This is a genomic window from Streptomyces sp. NPDC041713, from assembly GCF_055591085.1.
In genome coordinates this window covers 544,820-560,531 of the sequence record NZ_JBVIZY010000001.1, presented here as the reverse complement: position 1 = coordinate 560,531, position 15,712 = coordinate 544,820, and the positions used below count along the sequence as shown (strand labels likewise).

Here is a 15,712-nt window from a genome sequence, read left to right as displayed (position 1 = left end):
GTACATTGACGCCATGTCTAATACGCAGAGCCGGGTGCCCGGGCCCGTCGCGTCCGAGCACATACCGCTCAAGGCACGCAACGTCTCCTTCTCCTGGGAGAACACCCCGCTCCACTGGCTGCCGAACGATCCGTTCACCACGCACATGATCAACGTGCTGCATCTGCTGCTGCCCGCGGGTGAGCGCTGGTTCGTGCACGTCTACAAGCAGGTGCTGCCGCTCATCCGCGACGAGCGACTGCGCGAGGACGTCATCGGGTTCATCGGCCAGGAGGCCATGCACTCGCAGGCCCACGACGAGGTCCTGCCGCACCTCAAGGAGCAGGGGCTCGACCCCACCCCGTACACCGCGCAGGTCGACTGGCTCTTCGAGAAGCTGCTCGGCGACCGGACGCTGCCGCCCGGCAAGGCCCGGAAGTGGTGGCTGATGGAGCGCGTGGCGATCATCGCGGCCATCGAGCACTACACCGCCTTCCTCGGCGACTGGGTGCTCAACGCCGAGGAACTGGACCGCAGGGGCGCCGACCCGACGATGCTGGACCTGCTGCGCTGGCACGGCGCCGAGGAGGTCGAGCACCGCTCCGTCGCCTTCGACCTGTTCATGCACGTCGACGGGGGCTACCGGCGCCGGGCCAGGACGTGGGCGACGGCGTTCGGCGCGCTGGTCTTCCTCTGGCAGCGCGGGGCACGGTTCTTCATGGCGAACGACCCGACGCTGACCGACGGCAAGGCGACCTTCAAGGACTTCCACCGGAGCGCCAGGGCGGGGACGCTGCCCACCACCGGGGCGATGCTCCGCTCCATCCCGCGCTATCTCAGCCGCGACTACCACCCCTCGCAGGAGGGCAGCACCGCGCAGGCCGTCGCCTATCTCGCCGCGTCCCCCGCCGCCGTCGCCGCGGCCGCCGCCGGGAAGGGGTCGCTCTGACATGCCCCGCATCCGCACCCTCGCCCTCGTCACCGGCGCCGGCGCCGCCCTGCTCACCCGGCGCGCGATGCGCCGCCGCATCGGGGCCTCCCCGCTCTGGCCGCTGCCCGCCCTGGAGGAGCCCGTGTCCGGCCGGCCGCGCTCCCGTGCGCTGCGGCTGACCGTCGCCCGGCACGAGCGGATCGCCGAGGGCGTCGTCCAACTGCGCCTGGAGGGCGCGCAGTTGCCGCCCTGGGAGCCGGGCGCCCACCTCGATCTGGTGCTGCCGTCGGGGCTCGTGCGGCAGTACTCGCTCTGCGGCGACCCCGAGGACTCCTCCTCGTACACCGTGGCGACCCGGCTGATCGCCGCAGAGCAGGGCGGCCGGGGCGGCTCGCTGGAGGTGCACGAGCGGCTGCGCGAGGGCGTCGAGGTCGAGGTGCGCGGGCCGCGCAACCGCTTCCCGCTCGCCGACGCGGCGTCGTACGTCTTCGTGGCGGGCGGCATCGGGATCACCCCGATCCTGCCGATGCTGCGCGCCGTCGAGGCGGCCGGGGCGCCGTGGCGGCTGCTGTACGGGGGCCGCTCGCGCGGCTCGATGCCGTTCCTCGAAGAGGTGGAGAAGCTCGGCGGCGCCGGGCGCGGGCGGGTCACCGTGGTCGCCGAGGACGAGGACGGGCTGCCGGACGTGGCCGCCTTCCTCGCCGGGGCCGCGCGCGGGGCCGCCGTCCACGTGTGCGGCCCCGAGCCCCTGATGGACGCCGTGGACGCCGCGCTGCCCGAGGGGTGCACGCTGCACCTGGAGCGGTTCTCGCCGCGCGCCGACGCCGAGGGCAACACCGCCTTCGAGGTCGAACTGCGGCGCAGCGGGCGCACCGTGGCGGTCGCCGCGGACACCACGGTGCTCGCCGCGGTGCGTGCCGCGCTGCCCGACACCGCGTACAGCTGCGAGCAGGGCTTCTGCGGCACGTGCCAACAGCGCGTGGTGGAGGGCGAGATCGACCACCGCGACGAGCTCCTCACGGACGGCGAGCGGGCCGGATCCATGCTGATCTGCGTCTCGCGGGCGCGCGGCGAGCGGCTCGTGCTCGACATGTGAGACGGGTGGCCGCGGCGGGCGCACCGGCCCTCAGCCGGGCCGGTTCCGCTCGGTAAGGTGTTCGTATGACAACCGGGGTGCGCCGCAGGATGGGTGTCGAGGAGCGGCGGGAGCAGTTGATCGGGGTCGCGCTCGAACTGTTCAGCCACCGCTCGCCCGACGACGTCTCCATCGACGAGATAGCAGCGGCCGCGGGCATCTCGCGCCCGCTGGTCTACCACTACTTCCCCGGCAAACTCAGCCTGTACGAGGCGGCGTTGCGCCGGGCGGCGGAGGATCTGGCGGGCCGGTTCGTGGAGCCGCACGAGGGTCCGCTCGGGGCACGGCTGCTGCGGGTGATGGGGCGCTTCCTCGCCTTCGTCGACGAGCACGGGCCCGGGTTCTCGGCGCTGATGCGGGGCGGCCCCGCGGTCTCCGCGGGCGGCGCGTACGCGCAGGAGGCCGTCTCGACGACGAACGCGCTGATCGACTCGGTGCGCCAGGCGGCGTACGACCAGATCCTCGCGCACCTGGGCGTCACCGACCCGCCCGCCCGGCTCGAACTGGTCGTGCGGTCGTGGATCTCGCTGGCCGAGTCGACGGCGCTGATCTGGCTCGACGGGCGGCGCATCCCGCGCGCGGAGCTGGAGTTGCAGCTGGTGCACGACTTCGCGGCGCTGACCGCGGTGAGCGCGGCGTACGACCCGCAGATGGCGGAGCTGCTGCGCACGATCCTCGCCGCGGAACCGGCGGACGGCCCGTTCGCCGAACTGATCGAACGGCTGGTGGCCCTCGCCCCGTGACCACCGCGCACCCATGCTGGAGCACGGCATCACCCAATGGCGGCCGGGCGCCAAAGACGGACGGCACTTTGGCCGGCTGATCGAGTCACCGGCGGCGAAGGTGCGGATCGCCCACGAGGGGGCCGCTCTCGGGGTGTACGAGCCGTGGTGGTCCGGCGAACAGGCGTAGGGGGCGCGGCCTCCGGTGGCCGGGTACGTGCACCGGTTGATGCCCCACCGCGGCGCCCCCGCGGGCACCAGCCACGCACGTACTACGAGGCGGCCGGCTACACGGTCGTCGGGGAACTGGCGGACAAGCGCGCCGCGGACGGTACGTCGTACGGTGTGCTGCTGCTGGAGAAGCCGCTCGGCTAGGGCTCGTCCGGGCAGACCCGTAGGGCCAGCAGTGCGATGTCGTCCTCGCGGTCGTGGCCCAGGCAGGCGAGCAGCGTGTCGCACAGGGCCGTGACGCCGAGCGGCGCGTCCGCCGCGACGGTGCGCAGGTGTTCCATGGAGACGGCGAGGTCCGTGCCGCGCGTCTCGATGAGCCCGTCGGTGACCATGAGGAACCGGTCGGTGGGGCGCAGCACGGTCTCGGTCGGCGCCGGTCTGTCGAGGCCGAGGCCGAGCAGCGGGCCCTTCGCGGCGAGGTAGTCGGCCGTGCCGTCGTCGCGGACGACGAGGGGCGGGATGTGCCCGGCGTTGGCGACACGGGTGCGGCCGGTCGCGGGGTCGACGAGGGCCAGGCAGAGGGTGGCCGTCACCTCCGGGTGGTAGCGCTGCAGCATCCGGTCGAGGCGGCGGGCGAGCGCCGCGGGGTCGGCGTCCTCGACGCAGTAGGCGCGCAGCGCGTGCCGGATCTCCACCATGACCGTGGCGGCCTCCAGGGAGTGGCCGACGACGTCGCCGATGCCGGTGAGGAGGCCCTGCGCGGTACCGAGCGAGGCGTAGAAGTCGCCGCCGATCTCCGTGTCGCGGGAGGCGGGTTCGTAGCGGACGACGACTTCGGTGCCGGGTGTCTGCGGCACGTGCGCGGGCAGGAAGCTGCGCTGCAGGGTCAGCGCGATGTGGCGCTCCATCTCGTACATGAGGAGTCGCTCGGCGGCGACCGCGGTGGCGTGCGCGAGCCGCCCCACCAGGCGGCCGGTGTCGGGGAGCAGTCCCTGGGCGTACGCGGGGGTGGCGAGGCACACCGGTGCGCAGCCCTCGCGGGAGCGGGCCAGGGTGAGCCGGGCGCCCTCGGGGAGTTCGCCGTCGCCGGACGGTTCGGCGTGGAAGAAGCCGGACGGCCACAGGGCGGCGGGCACGACGGTGTCGCGGACCCCGACGCGGCCCGTCATGTCGCGCTGGATGAGCCGGGCGACGGTCGCGTGCGCCCCGTCGTCGGGCAGCGAGGCGGCGGCCCTGCGCCGGGACAGGCCCCGGTGGAGTTCGCCGTCGTCGCCGACGACGAACGCGGCGGCGGGGCCGCGGGTGAGCCGGGCGGCGCCGGTCGCGGCGGCCTCGGCGAGCTCGCGCGGGCAGCGGGCCGACTGCACGGCGAGGATCGTCTCGGCGAGCCGGGTCAGATGGCCGGCCTGTGCCTCGGCGTCGCAGCGGTGGCGGGCCCCGCGGGCCGCGGCGCGCACCACGGCCTGGATCTCCTCCGGCTCGGCGGGCACCGTCAGATAGGCCTCGCCGCCCGCGTCGAGCCCGCGGCACCGGTCGGCGGGGGCGGTGCGGGCGGCGGAGAAGTGCACGACGGGCAGGGCGGCGAAGGGCGGCGACTCCTTGAGCCTGCGGCACAGGTCGAAGCCGCTCATGTCGGGCAGGCCGACGTCGACGAGCGCCACGTCGGGGAGGTGTCCTGCGCGGCGGCGCGCGTCGAGCTCGACGAGGGCCTCGCCCGCGCTGGCGGCGAGGACCACCCGGTGGCCGTCCCTGCGCAGGACCGCGCCCAGTGCGTATCGGCTGGCGGCGACGTCGTCGACCACCAGAATCGTGGTGCCTGCCTTGCCGTTGACGCTCACGCGGGGCCCCTTTGGGGCTGGTGGTGCAGACCTCCCTCGGGTCTGCCTCCTTAAATTAGCGTCCCGGCGGGCGCTCCGGGAGATGACGGCGCCGCTGCGACCGGGACCGGTGAAGATCCCGGAACTGCGTACGACTGGCGCGGACTTGACGATAGGATCTTCGACCGTCCGGTGCCGGGGTGGGTGCGGTACGCTCCGGGGCTCGCGTCCGGACCGGCGGTCGCAGGGATACGGGGACGCCGCGCGTCGGTGGGGCGGACGCCCTCGTGACCTTCGCGTTCCGCACGGCGTTCACCGGAGTGTCCGGCCCGCCACCGGCCCGCCCGCCCGCGCCCCCGTACCCGCTCCCGCACGCGACTGCCGCACCTCTGAGGGACTTCATGACCCAGAACGTCACCGCCGCGCCCGCCGCCACCGACTCCGCGTCCGCCCGCCAGTGGTGGCGCGACGCGGTCATCTACCAGGTCTACCCGCGCAGCTTCGCCGACGGCGACGGCGACGGCATGGGCGACCTGCCCGGCATCACGGCCCGCCTCCCGCACCTGCGCGACCTCGGCGTCGACGCCGTCTGGCTCTCCCCCTTCTACGCCTCGCCGCAGGCCGACGCGGGGTACGACGTCGCCGACTACCGGGCCGTCGACCCGATGTTCGGCACCCTCTCCGACGCCGACACCCTCATCCGCGAGGCCCACGCCCTCGGCCTGCGCGTCATCTTCGACATCGTGCCCAACCACTGCTCCGACCGGCACGCGTGGTTCCGGCAGGCGCTGCGCGAGGGCCCGGGGTCGGCGGCGCGGGACCGCTTCCACTTCCGGCCCGGCAAGGGCGCGGCGGGCGAACTCCCGCCGAACGACTGGGAGTCGGTGTTCGGCGGCCCCGCCTGGAGCCGGGTGCCCGACGGCGAGTGGTACCTCCATCTCTTCGCGCCGGAGCAGCCCGACTTCAACTGGGACCACCCGGCGGTCCACGAGGAGTTCCGCTCCGTGCTGCGGTTCTGGCTCGACCTCGGCGTGGACGGCTTCCGCATCGACGTCGCCCACGGCCTGGTCAAGGCGTCCGGGCTGCCCGACATCGGCCACGCCGAACAGGTCAAGCTGCTCGGCAAGCAGGCCGTGCCGTACTTCGACCAGGACGGCGTGCACGCCATCTACCGCGACTGGCGGCGGATCCTGGAGGAGTACGGCGCCGAGCGCATCGCCGTCGCCGAGGCGTGGACCCCGACGGTCGAGCGCAGCGCCCGCTACCTGCGCCCCGACGAGCTGCACCAGGCCTTCAACTTCGAGTACCTGACGACCGGTTGGGACGCCGCCGCGCTGCGCGCCGTCATCGACCGCTCGCTGACCGCGATGAACGCCGTGGACGCGCCCGCCACCTGGGTGCTCTCCAACCACGACGTCGTACGCCACCGCACGCGCCTGGCCGACGGCGACGCGGCCCGCGGCCTGCGCCGGGCGCGGGCGGCCACCCTGCTGATGCTGGCGCTGCCCGGCTCGGCCTACCTCTACCAGGGCGAGGAGCTCGGTCTGCCCGAGGTCACGGAGTTGCCGGACGAGGTGCGCCAGGACCCGGCGTTCTTCCGCAGCACCGGGCAGGACGGCACGCGGGACGGCTGCCGGGTGCCGATGCCGTGGTCCGGGCGGCGCCGGCCCTTCGGCTTCGGGCCCGTGGCGGGCGGTCCGAGCTGGCTGCCGCAGCCGGACTCCTGGGAGCACCTCACGGTGGCGGCGCAGACCGGAGACCCCGCCTCCACCCTTGAGTTCTACCGGCGGGCGCTCGCCGTGCGCCGCGCGCATCCGGCGCTCGGCGCGGGCCGCGACATCGCGTGGCTGCCCTCGCCCGAGGGCGTGCTCGCCTTCCGCCGCACCGCCCCCGGCGGCGCGTTCGTCTGCACGGTCAACCTCACGGCGGCGCCACTCGCGGTGCCCACGCCCGGCACGCCGCTGCTGGCGAGCGCGGAGACCGAGCCGGGCGCGGAGCGGACCGTACTCCCGGCGGATTCAACGGTCTGGTGGGCAGCCTGAGATACGACCGGTACAGTCCGGTCCTGTGACCGCACGGCTAGCCGACATCGCAGCCCAGGCGGGGGTCAGCGAAGCGACAGTAAGCCGCGTGCTCAACGGCAAGCCGGGCGTCGCCGCGGGCACCCGCCAGTCCGTCCTCGCCGCCCTCGACGTCCTCGGCTACGAACGGCCGGTGCGGCTGCGGCAGCGCAGCGCGGGCCTGGTCGGGCTGATCACCCCGGAGCTGGAGAACCCGATCTTCCCGGCGCTCGCGCAGGTGATCGGGCAGGCCCTGACCCGGCAGGGGTACACGCCGGTGCTCGCCACCCAGACGCCGGGCGGCTCCACCGAGGACGAGCTCACCGAGATGCTGGTGGACCGCGGCGTCGCCGGGATCATCTTCGTCTCGGGCCTGCACGCGGACACCACCGCGGACACGGGGCGTTACGAGCGGCTGCGCGCCCAGGACGTCCCGTTCGTCCTGGTGGACGGCTTCGCGCCGGCGGTGCGGGCGCCGGCCGTCTCGCCCGACGACCGGGCGGCGATGCGCCTCGCGGTGACCCACCTCGTCTCGCTGGGTCATACACGCATCGGGCTCGCCCTCGGCCCGCTGCGGTTCGTGCCCGTCCAGCGGAAGATCGAGGGCTTCGTCCGCACGATGCAGGAGCTGCTGGACCTCGCCCCCGCCGACATCGAGACGGATCTGGTCCAGCACTCTCTGTACACGCTGGAGGGTGGCCAGGCGGCGGCCGAGGCGCTCCTGGAGCGCGGCTGCACGGCCGTCGTGTGCGCCAGCGACATGATGGCGCTCGGCGCGATCCGGGCGGCGCGACAGCGCGGTCTCGAGGTGCCGGACGACGTCTCCGTGGTCGGGTTCGACGACTCCCCGCTGATCGCCTTCACCGATCCGCCGCTGACCACGGTGCGCAAGCCGGTCCCCGCGATGGGCCAGGCGGCGGTCCGCACCCTCCTGGAGGAGCTCGGCGGCACCCCCGCGCCGCCCGGCGAATTCGTCTTCATGCCCGAGCTGGTGGTCCGCGGTTCGACGGCCTCGGGACCCAGGCGCCCCTAGGGGTGCACCCCGCTCACGGCCTCCTTCCTTCGGCGTAGGGAATGCGGCCCGAACCCGACCAGGGGATGATCGGTCGAAGGGTGTGGATCTGGCAGACTCTGTCCCTATGGGTGAGACGACCGTGACGACACTTGAGGGCCGGCAACGGCCCGTGGCATCACCCGGCGCGGCCGAGCGGAACAGCCGCGAAGGGCGGGGCCTCGCACGTCGTCTCCGGGGTCTGCGCACCCCCCGCCGCCCCCGCCTGTGGTTCGAGATCCTCCTCATCGCGGTCAGTTACTGGACGTACTCGCTGATCCGCAACGCCGTGCCGGAACAGAAGACGCAGGCGCTGCGCAACGCGGACTGGATCTGGCGGGTCGAGCAGGATCTGGGCATAGCGGTCGAGCGGAGCGTCAACCACGCCGTGGACTCGGTGACATGGCTCATCGTCGGCATGAACTACTACTACGCGACGCTGCACTTCGTGGTGACCCTCGGCGTCCTGGTGTGGCTCTTCCGCAGCCACCCGGGGCGGTACGCGGCCGCCCGCCTGGTCCTCTTCGCCACGACGGCGGTGGCGCTGGTCGGCTACTACCTGTACCCGCTGGCGCCGCCGCGCCTGATGAACGGCTCCGACTTCATCGACACGGTGGTGGTCCACCACACGTGGGGCTCGATGGCCTCCGGCGACCTGAAGAACATGTCGAACCAGTACGCGGCGATGCCGTCGATGCACATCGGCTGGTCCCTGTGGTGCGGCCTGACGATCTTCGCCCTGGCGTCGGTGCCGTGGGTGCGGGTGCTCGGCCTGCTCTACCCCACGGCGACGCTGATCGTGATCGTGGCGACCGCCAACCACTTCTGGCTGGACGCGGTCGGCGGCATGATCTGCCTGACCTTCGGCTTCCTGGTGGCCCGCCTCTGGTACGGCTCGCTGCCGTATGCGCTGGCGCGTGAGGTGGCGGTGCGGGGGGCGGCGCCGGCCGAGGGGGAGCCCGGGAGCGGGACTCCCCCACGCGAGCGCGTCGAGCGCGCCGGGCGCGACTAGGCGAAGGACTCGTCGCCGTCCCAGTTCACGTGGACGACCTCGGGAGCCAGGCCGTGCAGGACCGCGCGGCCGACGTCCTTCTTGAAGCGCTCGATCAGGCCCGCCACGTCGCTCAGCGGGTACCTGCCGTCCAGGGCGCCGAGCAGCGCCTCCGGTGAGACGTCGACCGCGCGGGCGAGCTGCTGGGTGTTCTCGGGGCGGTTGTTCCAGCCGCCGGCGTTGTTGCGGCCGACGTGGATGGACTCGGCTGCGGTGAGGGCGGAGGCGCCCGCCTGGTGGATCAGGTTCTGGCCGGCCACGGGGCGTGCCGTCAGGTGGAAGAGCGAGCCCTTGATCGTCGCCGAGGAGTCGCCCGTCTTGCGGTCCCTGACCTCGCCGCCGCTGGTGAGCATCACGTTGAGGTGGACGGCGAGTTGCACCGTACGGTCGCCGTCGCGCACGGTCACCGTCACGGGCCGGGAGATGAGGTTGTTGCCGCCGTTGTTGCGGCACTCGGGCCCGAACTGGAACCCGGCGAGTGTCCGGTCCTGGCCGACGATGATGTCCAGGAGCTGGTTCCAGCCGACGCGGGGCGCGGCCTGGGTGTCGGCGACGCGCTGTACGGGGGCGGCGGCGGCCTCGTGTGCGGAGTGATCGTGCGCGACGTGGTCATGTGTGGTGGGCGTGGGCCCTGACAGCACCCGGTGGGCGTTGGCCTCGGCCTCGCGCTCGAAGCGGTCGGAGGGGTCCGACACCTTGAGGCCGTCGCCGTGGTCGGTGCCGGCGACGGGGCCCTGGCGCTGCTGGATGACGTGGGTCAGCTCGTGCGCGAGCGTGTGCCGGTCCGAGCCGCCGTCGCCGATGACGACGTGGCTGCCGGAGGTGTAGGCGCGGGCGCCCACCGCGGCGGCGGAGTCCTTCGCGGCGCTGTCGTCGTGGATGCGGACGTCGGAGAAGTCCGCGCCGAGCCGGGCCTCCATGTCGGAGCGGGTCGAGGCGTCGAGCGGGCGCCCGCCGGCGCGCAGCACGTCGTGCACGGCGGACCGCTGGACGGCGGCCCGCTGGACGGCCTCGGCGACGGCGGCGTTGCCCGCGGTGCGCTGCAGGGCGAGCACCTCCCGCGCCGACATGCCCTCCGCGGTCGACGGCGCGGCGACGGCCCGGGCGGGCGCACGGTCGATCCGCTCCCCGTCGACGGGTCGGGCGGTTTCGCGGGCACGCATGTGGCCTCCAGGCAGACGAACTCGAACTCTTCCTGAATACGCGACGGGACGACGGAAAGACCAGGTGCGTGAGGGCAGGGTTCGGTGCCCGTTGGGGCAGGGGGGTGGGTCGGGGAGGACGGCGCAGGCCGAAGACGGCACGGGACGAAGGCGGAGCCCAGCCGAAGGCGCCACCTGGCCGAAAGCGCCGCGGCCGAAGTCACCGCCGGACAAAGGCAGCGCGCGCCGCCTTACGCCTGCAGAGCTCGTCGGCGCGGGGCCCCTCCGCCCCGTAGAGCCGTCAACCGTACGGGCGGCCGGTGCGGGGCCCTACGCCCCGCAGAACCGCCCGGCACGGGGCGCCCTACGCCCCCGTAGAACCGTCGAGGCCCTACGCCCCGTAGAACCGCTCCTCCACCACCGCCCGCGCCCGGCGCGTGATTCGGCGGTAGTCGTCCAGCATGTCGCCCACGTGGCCCGCGTCGTACCCCAAGTAGCGTCCTACGGCGGCGAGTTCGCGGCCGTCGGAGGGGAACGTGTCGCCCGCGCGGCCGCGCACCAGCATCACCGCGTTGCGCACCCGCGTGGCGAGGACCCACGCCTCGTCGAGGATCGCGGCCTCCTCCGTGGGGATCAGCTCGGCCGCGCGGGCCGCCGCCAGGGCCTCGCGGGTGCGGGTGGTCCGCAGTCCCGGTTCGGCCCAGCCGTGCTCCAACTGCAGGAGCTGCACGGTCCATTCGACGTCGGAGAGGCCGCCCCGGCCCAGCTTGGCGTGCAGCGTCGGGTCCGCGCCGCGCGGCATCCGCTCCGCCTCCATGCGCGCCTTGAGGCGGCGGATCTCCCGGACCGCGTCCTCGCCGAGTCCCTCCGCCGGGTAGCGCAGCGGGTCGACGAGGTCGATGAACGCGCGGCCCAGCTCCTCGTCGCCCGCGACCGGTTCGGCCCGCAGCAGCGCCTGGGACTCCCAGACGAGCGACCAGCGGCGGTAGTACGCCGCGTAGGAGCCCAGCGTGCGGACCAGCGGCCCGCTCCTGCCCTCCGGACGCAGATCCGCGTCGATGAGCAACGGCGGGTCCGCGGAAGGGAGTTGGAGCAATCGGCGCATCTCGGCGACCACCTTGGCCGCGGCCTTCGCCGCCTCCTGCTCGTCGGCGCCCTCGCGCGGCTCGTGCACGAACAGGACGTCCGCGTCCGAGCCGTAACTCAGCTCGTGGCCGCCGAAGCGGCCCATGCCGATGACCGCGAACCGGGTGGGCAACGTGTCGCCCCAGCCCTCGCGGACGACCGCGCGCAGGGTGCCCGCGATGGTGGCGGCCGTCAGGTCCGTGACCGCGTCGCCCACCCGGTCGACGAGCGCGCCGGGGTCGGCCTCGGCGGGGCTCTCCTCGGTGCCGTACGAACCGATGATGTCGCCCGCGGTGGTGCGGAACAGCTCGCGGCGGCGCACGCCGCGCGCCGCCGTCACGGCCTGCTCGGCGCCGTCCGCGCGGCGCACCGCGGCCAGGACCTCCTGGTCGAGGGCGCCTCGGCCGCGCGGCTCCAGACCGCGGGCGTCACCGAGCAGGGCGACCGCCTCGGGGGCGCGCAGCAGCAGGTCGGGGGCGAGGCGTCCGGCGGACAGGACGCGGGCGAGGTTCTCGGCGGCGGCGCCCTCGTCGCGCAGCAGCCGCAGGTACCAGGGGGTCTTGCCCAGCGCGTCGGAGACCTTGCGGAAGCCGAGGAGGCCGGCGTCGGGGTCGGCGGAGTCCGCGAACCAGCCGAGCAGGACCGGCAGCAGGGTGCGCTGGATGGCCGCCTTGCGGGAGACGCCGGAGGCGAGCGCCTCCAGGTGCCGCAGCGCCGCGCTGGGGTCCGCGTAGCCGAGCGCGACGAGCCGCTCGCGGGCCGCCTCCGTACTCAACCGCGCCTCACCCGGAGCGAGTTGGGCGACGGCGTCGAGCAGCGGCCGGTAGAAGAGCTTCTCGTGCAGGCGGCGCACCACGGAGGTGTGCCGCCGCCAGGCCCGGCCGAGCTCGGTGATCGGCTCGGTGCGCATGCCCAGGGAGCGGCCGATGCGCCGCAGGTCCGCGTCGCCCTCCGGGACGAGGTGGGTGCGGCGCAACTTGTAGAGCTGGATGCGGTGTTCGAGGGAGCGCAGGAAGCGGTACGCGTCGTCGAGCTGGGCGGCGTCCACGCGCCCCACGTAACCGCCCGTGCCGAGCGCGTGCAGCGCCACCAGCGTCGAACCGCTGCGGATCGAGGGGTCGCTGCGCCCGTGCACCAACTGCAGCATCTGCACGGCGAATTCGACGTCGCGCAGCCCGCCGGGCCCGAGCTTCAGCTCCCGGTCGACCTCGCCCGCCGGGATGTTCTCGACCACCCTGCGGCGCATCTTCTGCACGTCGGGCACGAAGTTCTCGCGCTCGGCGGCGTGCCAGACGAGCGGGGCGAGCGTGCTGACGTACTCCTCGCCTAGCGCGAGGTCGCCGGCGACCGGGCGGGCCTTGAGCAGCGCCTGGAACTCCCAGGTCTTCGCCCAGCGTTGGTAGTACGCGAGGTGGCTGGAGAGGGTGCGCACCAGCGGGCCGTTCCTGCCCTCGGGGCGGAGGTTGGCGTCGACGGGCCAGATGGTGCCCTCGACGTTCGTCTCGGAGCAGATCCGCATCATGTGCGAGGCGAGCCGGGTGGCGGCGCGCAGCGCCTTGTCCTCGTCGGCGGCGTCGGTGCAGTCGGCGGCCTCGGCGACGAAGATGACGTCGACGTCGGAGACGTAATTGAGCTCGTGGCCGCCGCACTTGCCCATCGCGATGACGGCGAGCCGGCACTGCGCGGCGTCGTCCGGGGCGTCCGCGCGGGCCATGGCGAGCGCCGCCCGCAGCGTGGCCGTGGCGAGGTCGGCGAGCTCGGCGGCGGCCTCTGCGACGTCCGTCGTGCCGCACACGTCGCGCGCGGCGATGGAGAGCAGGCAGCGGCGGTAGGCGACGCGCAGCGAGACCGGGTCGGTGGCGTCGGCCAGGCCCCGCTCGAACTCCGCCACGCCGGGGTGCAGGTCGGCCGACTCGTACGTGACGAGGGCCCGCCAGTCGCGGGGGTGCCTGGCCAGGTGGTCGGCGAGCGCCTCGGAGGCGCCGAGCACGCCGAGGAGGCGGTCGCGCAGCGGCTTGGCGGTGACGAGGGTGTCGAGCAGCTCGCGCCGGCTGAGGTCGTCCTCCTGCCCCTCCACGAGCCGGACCAGCCCGAGCAGCGCCAGATCGGGGTCGGCGGTGGCGCCGAGGGCGTCGAGGAGCAGCGGGTCGTCGCGTACGGCGCTGAGCGCGGGGTCGTCGAGGAACCGCTCCGCGGCGGACGGGTCGGTGAAACCGTGCCGCAGCAGCCGGGTGAACGTACTGCTCCGTCGTCCTTGCGGCACCGTCATGCCGAGCCTCCGTTCGATCACTCCTCGGCCCGAGCCTACGGCCTGGCCGGTGGACTCGGCGCACGTGCGGAGTCCGTTCCCGGGCAGGAGCATCGAAGAAGCGTCGGAAGGGACGGATCATGCCGATCGAAGAGCCCCGTACGGAACTGGACGACAGATACAGCAGCGCGGGCGCAGAGCCCACGCCGTGGTCGACGGCGGTCACCCGCCTGGCGGCCGCCGAGCTGTTCTGGATCTCGACGGTACGGCCCGACGGGCGCCCGCACGTCACCCCGCTGCCCGCGGTGTGGCAGAACGGCGCCCTGCACTTCGCGACGGGCCCCGAGGAGCGCAAGGCCCGCAACCTGGCGGCCAACCCCGAGACCGTCCTCACCACGGGCGTCAACCTCTGGGACAAGGGTTACGACCTGGTCGTCGAGGGCACGGCGGCGCGGGTCACCGACGAGGCCGCGCTGCGGGGCCTGGCGGCGGCCTGGGAGGAGAAGTACGGCAGCTCCTGGCACTACGAGGTACGGGACGGCGGCTTCCACCACGGCGGCGGCTTCGCGCACGTCTTCGCGGTGGCACCCCGCACGGCGTTCGGCTTCGGCAAGGGCGAGCCGTTCAGCCAGACGCGGTGGCGGTTCGACCGGGGGCCGGCCGGTGGTTCTGCGTGACACCCTGCCACGAGCGCTGACACGGGGCCGCGCCCCTGCTGTACTGCGCCCCATGGAATACACACTCGAAGTGATCCCGCTGCCCGTCGCCGACATCGACCGGTCGATGGAGTTCTACCGCGACAAGGTGGGCTTCCACGTGGACGTCGACACGGAGGTCCTGGAGGGCATGCGCATCGTCCAGCTGACCCCGCCGGGCTCGGGCTGCTCCATCGCCCTGGGCGACACGATCTGGGACACGGTACGCGGCCCCCGCCCGGCCCCCGGCTCCTACCAGGGCCTGCAGCTGTGCGTGGCCGACGCCCGGGAGGCGTACGCCGAGCTGGTCGCCCGTGGCCTGGACGTCACGGAGCCGGTCGCGCTGGGCCCGCAGGACGGCGGCACGTTCATGTACTTCACGGACCCGGACGGCAACGGCTGGTCGATCCAGGAGTACGGGGTCCGGGCGACGACGCCGCTACGGGAGGCCATCGTGGCCAAGCCGTGAGGTGCGGCCCTCCTCACCCCCGCCGCCGGTTGCGTGGCATGGCCAGGGAGACCGCGGGGTAGGGCAGCGGGCGCCGCGGGTGGGGTGTGAGGGGGCCCGTGGCGGGGGGCCGCGGGGGTGTGGTGGCCGTCCCGGGCTCGGGGTTGTTCCTGTCGCGGGCGTCCCTGCGGCTGCGCGCCGACGCCTCGTGCTCGCGGCTCAGCCGTTCGGCCATGCGTTCCACCGCCTCATGGCTCCGTACCTGGAACCAGGCGCTCCGCCACCGCTCCCACTCCACGCCGTCGGTCACGTCGCACACCCGCAGGAACGCCAGGAACTGGGCCAGATCGAAGACGGTCCTGCCCGCCAGCATCCGCAGCACCGTGCTGTGCGGCAGCTCCCCGTGGCCGCCGGCCCGGCGCTCCATCTCGCCGGCGGACATCGCGCCCGCCTTGTAGTAGAGCTGCCGCAGCGCTTCGCCCAGCTGATCGCGGTCGTACACGCGGTCCGGCTTGGGATCGCGCGCCCCCGGATTCCTGCGCCGGTGCTCGGCCCAGCGGGCGGCGCGCCACAGGCGCCGGGCCTGGCCGACCGGGGCGTCGCAGGCCCGGGCGTACGCCTCGACCACCGGCAGCCGGGGTATCCGGTCCCCGCTCGTGGCGCGGGAGAACGTGGTCGCGGAGAAGGCGTGCCCGGACTTCTCCGCCATCTCCCGATGGGTCAGCCCCGCCGCCCGCCTGCGCCCCCGCAGCCACTCCGCGAGGTCCTCCAGGCGGGGGTTGGCGGTGGAGATCGACTGTTCCGGCCGTGCCATGGCGGTCCTCGGTCACAGCCCTTCGGGGGCGAGCGCGGACCCGGGCTCGGCGGATGACCGGCGCGCCAGGTGGGCGCCGATCAGGCCGCAGGTGGTCAGGGCCTCGGCCACCACGACCACGGGCAGGCCGACGAGGGTGAGCGCGGCGCCCAGCACCAGGACGACGATGACGATGACGGTCCGGTGACCGTCCGGGCGGGCGACCGCGGAACGGGTCGGAGGGCGGTGTGTGCGCATGGGAAACCCCTGGATCGTGTCAGGCCAACTGGGCGTCACCACGCCCCGGTCGGGACGATGGTGGCACTAGATCCGGGCCGGGCACG

Annotated in this window: 14 protein-coding genes; 9 read left to right on the top strand and 5 right to left on the bottom strand. The window is 73.9% G+C overall.

Features of this window, described 5'->3' with window-relative positions; all coding sequences use genetic code 11:
- The first annotated feature begins 13 nt into the window (after positions 1–13).
- The 4 genes from ACZ6CV_RS02390 to ACZ6CV_RS02375 all read left to right on the top strand — a co-directional run bounded on the left by ACZ6CV_RS02390 (position 14) and on the right by ACZ6CV_RS02375 (position 2,957).
- Positions 14–928 (top strand): metal-dependent hydrolase, encoded by a 915-nt coding sequence (locus ACZ6CV_RS02390; protein WP_469248989.1) that lies wholly within the window; start codon positions 14–16, stop codon positions 926–928.
- Position 929: 1 nt separating this feature from the next.
- On the top strand, positions 930–2,006 hold the full coding sequence (locus ACZ6CV_RS02385) for a PDR/VanB family oxidoreductase (RefSeq protein WP_469248987.1): 1,077 nt from the start codon (positions 930–932) through the stop codon (positions 2,004–2,006).
- Positions 2,007–2,071: 65 nt separating this feature from the next.
- Entirely contained in the window at positions 2,072–2,788 is a 717-nt protein-coding gene (locus tag ACZ6CV_RS02380; protein WP_469248985.1) for a TetR/AcrR family transcriptional regulator, read from the top strand.
- Between the two features lie 13 nt (positions 2,789–2,801).
- A complete protein-coding gene (locus tag ACZ6CV_RS02375) occupies positions 2,802–2,957 on the top strand; it encodes a hypothetical protein (protein ID WP_469248983.1) in 156 nt (51 codons plus the stop codon).
- A 181-nt stretch (positions 2,958–3,138) separates the two neighbouring features.
- Here the strand turns inward: ACZ6CV_RS02375 and ACZ6CV_RS02370 are convergent, their stop codons facing one another.
- On the bottom strand, positions 3,139–4,776 hold the full coding sequence (locus ACZ6CV_RS02370; RefSeq protein WP_469248981.1) for a SpoIIE family protein phosphatase: 1,638 nt from the start codon (positions 4,774–4,776) through the stop codon (positions 3,139–3,141).
- Between the two features lie 380 nt (positions 4,777–5,156).
- On the opposite strand from ACZ6CV_RS02370, the gene ACZ6CV_RS02365 reads away from it, so the two are divergent.
- The 3 genes from ACZ6CV_RS02365 to ACZ6CV_RS02355 all read left to right on the top strand — a co-directional run bounded on the left by ACZ6CV_RS02365 (position 5,157) and on the right by ACZ6CV_RS02355 (position 8,878).
- Positions 5,157–6,797 carry a glycoside hydrolase family 13 protein gene (locus tag ACZ6CV_RS02365; protein ID WP_469248979.1) on the top strand — a complete coding sequence of 547 codons (1,641 nt, stop codon included), beginning with the start codon at positions 5,157–5,159 and terminating at the stop codon, positions 6,795–6,797.
- Between the two features lie 25 nt (positions 6,798–6,822).
- A complete protein-coding gene (locus ACZ6CV_RS02360) occupies positions 6,823–7,848 on the top strand; it encodes a LacI family DNA-binding transcriptional regulator (protein WP_469248977.1) in 1,026 nt (341 codons plus the stop codon).
- 106 nt (positions 7,849–7,954) lie between these two features.
- The gene (locus ACZ6CV_RS02355; RefSeq protein ID WP_469248975.1) at positions 7,955–8,878 is read left to right on the top strand and encodes a phosphatase PAP2 family protein; all 924 of its coding nucleotides are present in this window, start codon (positions 7,955–7,957) and stop codon (positions 8,876–8,878) included.
- Here the strand turns inward: ACZ6CV_RS02355 and ACZ6CV_RS02350 are convergent.
- Positions 8,875–10,080, bottom strand: a complete 1,206-nt coding sequence (locus ACZ6CV_RS02350; RefSeq protein WP_469248973.1) for an eCIS core domain-containing protein — start codon at positions 10,078–10,080, stop codon at positions 8,875–8,877. The genes ACZ6CV_RS02355 and ACZ6CV_RS02350 overlap by 4 nt on opposite strands.
- Before the next feature lie 370 nt (positions 10,081–10,450).
- Positions 10,451–13,453, bottom strand: a complete 3,003-nt coding sequence (locus tag ACZ6CV_RS02345) for a bifunctional [glutamine synthetase] adenylyltransferase/[glutamine synthetase]-adenylyl-L-tyrosine phosphorylase (protein ID WP_469248972.1) — start codon at positions 13,451–13,453, stop codon at positions 10,451–10,453.
- A 119-nt stretch (positions 13,454–13,572) separates the two neighbouring features.
- On the opposite strand from ACZ6CV_RS02345, the gene ACZ6CV_RS02340 reads away from it, so the two are divergent.
- A complete protein-coding gene (locus tag ACZ6CV_RS02340) occupies positions 13,573–14,109 on the top strand; it encodes a pyridoxamine 5'-phosphate oxidase family protein (protein ID WP_469248970.1) in 537 nt (178 codons plus the stop codon).
- Positions 14,110–14,161: 52 nt separating this feature from the next.
- Positions 14,162–14,596 carry a VOC family protein gene (locus ACZ6CV_RS02335; RefSeq protein WP_469248968.1) on the top strand — a complete coding sequence of 145 codons (435 nt, stop codon included), beginning with the start codon at positions 14,162–14,164 and terminating at the stop codon, positions 14,594–14,596.
- Positions 14,597–14,609: 13 nt separating this feature from the next.
- Here ACZ6CV_RS02335 and ACZ6CV_RS02330 read toward each other — a convergent pair whose 3' ends face one another.
- Positions 14,610–15,389 carry a helix-turn-helix domain-containing protein gene (locus ACZ6CV_RS02330; RefSeq protein ID WP_469248966.1) on the bottom strand — a complete coding sequence of 260 codons (780 nt, stop codon included), beginning with the start codon at positions 15,387–15,389 and terminating at the stop codon, positions 14,610–14,612.
- A gap of 12 nt (positions 15,390–15,401) precedes the next feature.
- A complete protein-coding gene (locus tag ACZ6CV_RS02325; protein ID WP_469248964.1) occupies positions 15,402–15,626 on the bottom strand; it encodes a hypothetical protein in 225 nt (74 codons plus the stop codon).
- Positions 15,627–15,712: the final 86 nt, after the last annotated feature.

Bases quoted from the DNA above. Each gene is read 5' to 3' on its own strand.
- ACZ6CV_RS02335 (WP_469248968.1), top strand. From the start codon at position 14,162: ATGGAATACACACTCGAAGTGATCCCGCTGCCCGTCGCCGACATCGAC.
- ACZ6CV_RS02375 (WP_469248983.1), top strand. From the start codon at position 2,802: ATGCTGGAGCACGGCATCACCCAATGGCGGCCGGGCGCCAAAGACGGA.
- ACZ6CV_RS02390 (WP_469248989.1), top strand. From the start codon at position 14: ATGTCTAATACGCAGAGCCGGGTGCCCGGGCCCGTCGCGTCCGAGCAC.
- ACZ6CV_RS02350 (WP_469248973.1), bottom strand. From the start codon at position 10,080: ATGCGTGCCCGCGAAACCGCCCGACCCGTCGACGGGGAGCGGATCGAC.
- ACZ6CV_RS02355 (WP_469248975.1), top strand. From the start codon at position 7,955: ATGGGTGAGACGACCGTGACGACACTTGAGGGCCGGCAACGGCCCGTG.
- ACZ6CV_RS02340 (WP_469248970.1), top strand. From the start codon at position 13,573: ATGCCGATCGAAGAGCCCCGTACGGAACTGGACGACAGATACAGCAGC.
- ACZ6CV_RS02345 (WP_469248972.1), bottom strand. From the start codon at position 13,453: ATGACGGTGCCGCAAGGACGACGGAGCAGTACGTTCACCCGGCTGCTG.
- ACZ6CV_RS02330 (WP_469248966.1), bottom strand. From the start codon at position 15,389: ATGGCACGGCCGGAACAGTCGATCTCCACCGCCAACCCCCGCCTGGAG.
- ACZ6CV_RS02365 (WP_469248979.1), top strand. From the start codon at position 5,157: ATGACCCAGAACGTCACCGCCGCGCCCGCCGCCACCGACTCCGCGTCC.
- ACZ6CV_RS02385 (WP_469248987.1), top strand. From the start codon at position 930: ATGCCCCGCATCCGCACCCTCGCCCTCGTCACCGGCGCCGGCGCCGCC.
- ACZ6CV_RS02380 (WP_469248985.1), top strand. From the start codon at position 2,072: ATGACAACCGGGGTGCGCCGCAGGATGGGTGTCGAGGAGCGGCGGGAG.
- ACZ6CV_RS02325 (WP_469248964.1), bottom strand. From the start codon at position 15,626: ATGCGCACACACCGCCCTCCGACCCGTTCCGCGGTCGCCCGCCCGGAC.